Source organism: Candidatus Phytoplasma gossypii, assembly GCF_030586975.1.
Taxonomy (GTDB): Bacteria; Bacillota_I; Bacilli_A; order Acholeplasmatales; family Acholeplasmataceae; genus Phytoplasma; species Phytoplasma citri.
In genome coordinates this window covers 1-3,618 of sequence record NZ_JAOSIT010000043.1, presented here as the reverse complement: position 1 = coordinate 3,618, position 3,618 = coordinate 1, and the positions used below count along the sequence as shown (strand labels likewise).

At 31.8% G+C, this 3,618-nt stretch carries 3 protein-coding genes; all 3 read left to right on the top strand.

Features of this window, described 5'->3' with window-relative positions; genetic code table 11:
- Window positions 1–173 precede the first annotated feature (173 nt).
- The gene (locus OC698_RS02740; protein ID WP_304513176.1) at window positions 174–1,226 is read left to right on the top strand and encodes an AAA family ATPase; all 1,053 of its coding nucleotides are present in this window, start codon (window positions 174–176) and stop codon (window positions 1,224–1,226) included.
- Between the two features lie 9 nt (window positions 1,227–1,235).
- Entirely contained in the window at window positions 1,236–2,849 is a 1,614-nt protein-coding gene (locus OC698_RS02735) for a coiled-coil domain-containing protein (RefSeq protein WP_304513175.1), read from the top strand.
- 126 nt (window positions 2,850–2,975) lie between these two features.
- Window positions 2,976–3,618 (top strand): hypothetical protein (locus tag OC698_RS02730; RefSeq protein ID WP_304513174.1); only part of this gene is annotated, 643 nt, incomplete at its 3' end.

Below are 3,618 nucleotides of genomic sequence, written 5' to 3'. Positions count from 1 at the left end.
TTGTTTTGTCGCAATTCTCACAACATTCCGCTTTTAGACGGTCAGTTAGATGCGTACGACCTTGGAATATAAATCTATTAATAAGTAACATCAGGATTTCCCTTATAGTTACGCATTTTTTTAATTTGTTCATAGCCACTTAGTCTTTTTTTGGGTTCGGAAAGGAGTTCCCGATGAGTAAACCAAAAAAAACTTTACCATTATTTTTAAAATTATTACTGATATTCCTTTGTTTTTTGATTGGTTTTTTAGGAACTTATGTGTGGATTCATCACCAAACTTTACTAGAAACCGAAAAACAAATCACCCAATTTAACCAAACCCCCAACTCTCCCACCCCAGAGATACTGTTTCACCCCGCCGATCCCCAAAAATTTATGGGATTGGATAAATTGATTGGTTTGAAAGAAGAATTAAAAGCAGGACAAGGGTTTATTGATTATTTAAAAAATCCCAACAATTACCAAGGAATTGGCGAAGTAGAATCACCCTTAGGAATTTTGATGTATGGGTGTCCTGGAACAGGAAAAACCACTTTCGCGCGAGCGATCGCTAAAGAAGCTAATTTACCTTTGTTTGAGGTCAATAGTTCTTTATTCTCGCAAAAATATAGAGGGATCGCACCACAAATGGTGAAAGATTTATTTACGATGGCACGGTTCGTCGCGGAAGAAAATAAAGGAGCCATTATCTTTTTAGATGAATGTGAAACCATTTTTTCCGATTTAAGGATGTTAGAAGCGGATTCAGAAATTGCCAATGTAGTGAATCAATTCAAAACAGAAATGACTTCTTCGGAAAATAACCCTGAAAAACCAATTTTCATTATGGGAGCGACTAATCATATCCATCAAATTGATGAAGCGATTAAATCACGTTTTACTTATAATATTGAAATTAAACCAGGAAACAAAGGCGAACGCCAACAAATGTTGGCTTTCTTAATTCAAAAAAGAAAGAATCCTTATAGTGCAGAAGCCCAACAGTATTTATATGAAGTTATTAATGAAGCTTTAGAACGATTACCCCCTGAGCAATATTTTTTAAAAGCAAATCGAACTTTAGAGAACCTTTTAAAAGCAACCGTAACTATCTTTGCCCAAAACCGAGGCCAAGGTGAAAATCGTCGAAAGGAAATCAATGTCGAAGACTTAAAACAAGCTTATCAAATGATTATTTCTCCAGATCTTAGTTTATTAGAACAAATTGAAAAAGAAAGGAGGTGAATCAATAAGATGTTATCACTTTTAGATTTATTGAAAAGTTATTTTACTTGGAAATCGTATTTTACTTGGTTTTTATTAGCCAGTGTTCTTTGGGGTGGTTTTCTTTTCATTAAAAACAAATATAATCCTTCAAATACCCCTACTTGGAAAGGTTATTTAATTCCTTTCGGAGTATCGCTTTTGGTCTGTAGTTTGATATATTTATTTTTCTTTTATCGACCACCCGAGCCATCTAGTAAATATTATGGCAAATTAATTCCTGAAGTTGATCGAGCTCTCCATAAATATGAGGAAACGATTAATAATTTCCATGGTCTTAAACAAGATTGGGAAAAAGAATTAGAAAAATGTGAAAGAGATTTAAAAGAATTAGCGGAACAAAAAGAATTAACCCAAGTAGCCAAAACTAAAATTAAAACTGCTTTAGCAGAAAATGAAACTAAAATTAAAGAAATAAAAGAAAAAATGTCGGAAAACAACGAAAATATTACTATCTTAAAAGGAAAATTAGTTTATTTAGAAAAAGAAAAAGCTGTTAAAGAACAAGAAATAAAAGCTAAAGAAGAACAATTGAAATTAGCTTCACCTGATGTAAAAATTAGATTACAAGCGGAAATTAAAAAACTCAAGGACGAAAGACTTGAAATTATTGGTGAAATTGAAGACATTAATATTCAAATTCGCGATTTAGAAGCAGACCAAGAATATTACCAAAGTATGTTAACTCGTGCCGTAGATTCTAAAAAAAGATTAGAAAAAAAATATAAAAATTTAAAGGATGATGAAAAATCAATATTGAACCAAATCCAATCAATTGAAGAACGCCGTGCCGAAATTCAAAAAAACATTGAGGAAATCGAGAAAAAAATAACATTGATTGGTATGGAACAAGAACAATTAAAAATTTTACGCACTGGAGCGGATGCCGCTAAAACCGCTTTAGATGATTGGGATAAAAGACATGAATTTAGTTTTGGTAATCTCCGTGACGCCCTTTTGGGAGGAGCCGAACTTTATATGGACGCCTTTGGGGGTCGTGGTATGTTAAGAGCGATAGGTGGCGGGGTTACGAAAAAAACTGCAGAAACAATGGCCAAAGTAGGTTTTGGAGTTCATGAAGCCCACCGTATCGTTCATTTAGCACGAGAACTCTTTTGTCACCCTGATGGATCCTTGAAAATGATGTCTCAAGAAACTTATCTCTCCATTTGTGCTCGAATTGACCGTGATTTAGCGAAACTCAAAGCGGATGAAAAAGATTGTCAACAAAGAAAAGCTGATTATCAAAAACGTCAAAAAGATGATGATTTAAAACAAGAAATTACGAATTCTTACCAAATCAATGAAAATATAAACAAAGAATTTTGGTCTTGGATTAATGAATATGATAAGATTGTCAAAGAATTAATTCGAGAACAAAATAAAGTTTCAAAAACTTCTAAATTATTTGAAACAAAATATGTTTTAGAAGAAGAATTAGAAAATAAAAATGAAAAAATAAATGCCACAAAAGAAGAACTAAAACAAAAAAATCCCAGTTACGCTCGCGCTCAACAACGTTTCTTAGAACAACAAAAAAACAAAAAATATGCCAAATTCTATCAACCAATTATCAATAAATAATAATGAAAATTGATTTCATCATTATTTTCTTGCCACATTTCTTGCTTAAAGTTATATAATATTGATATATTCAAATTTCTAAATTTGATAATAATATCTCTTATTATCGGAAAGGTTCAGAAATTCGTGAATCAAAAAAACTTTTTTAAAAAATATTTTATTGAAATAATGGTTATTTTATTCATGGGAATAATAATTATCATGATGATTAATAAAAATCGTTCTCATGTCGCTTCTCCCCAAAAACCTTTATCTTCTTTAGAAACAGAAAAAGAAACATTCGAGTCTGAAGCATCCGAAATAGAAAAACCAATTTTTACCAGACCAAAACGTTCTTCGGAAATAGCCCAACCAAAAATCAAAACAACGGCTAGTCGTTTCGAACAAATTAAAACTTATTTGTTTCAAGAAACTGATCATTCTGCTGTCTTGCCTCCTGATTTATCTTCCGCAGAACAAGAAAAAATTGCGGAATTAAAAAAGAGTTGGAAATTATCATTGGATTTATTAAAACAGCAAAAAACATGGGTAGACGAAGCACAAACAAAATGCGATGAATACCAATCACAATTAAATCTTATTCTCCCAAAAATAACTTCTTTCGAACAACAAAAATTACCATTACAAGAACAACTAGCGACAAAACAAACAGAAATCGATAGGTTAAATGAATCAAAAAAATACAAATATATACCTAATCAATCACCTTCAGTAAGAACCGAAAGGAAAACTAATTGGAACCGACTACAAGCGGAAATTAAAAAACTCA

Coding starts and splice junctions, on each gene's coding strand:
- OC698_RS02740 (WP_304513176.1), top strand. CDS start 174: ATGAGTAAACCAAAAAAAACTTTACCATTATTTTTAAAATTATTACTG.
- OC698_RS02735 (WP_304513175.1), top strand. CDS start 1,236: ATGTTATCACTTTTAGATTTATTGAAAAGTTATTTTACTTGGAAATCG.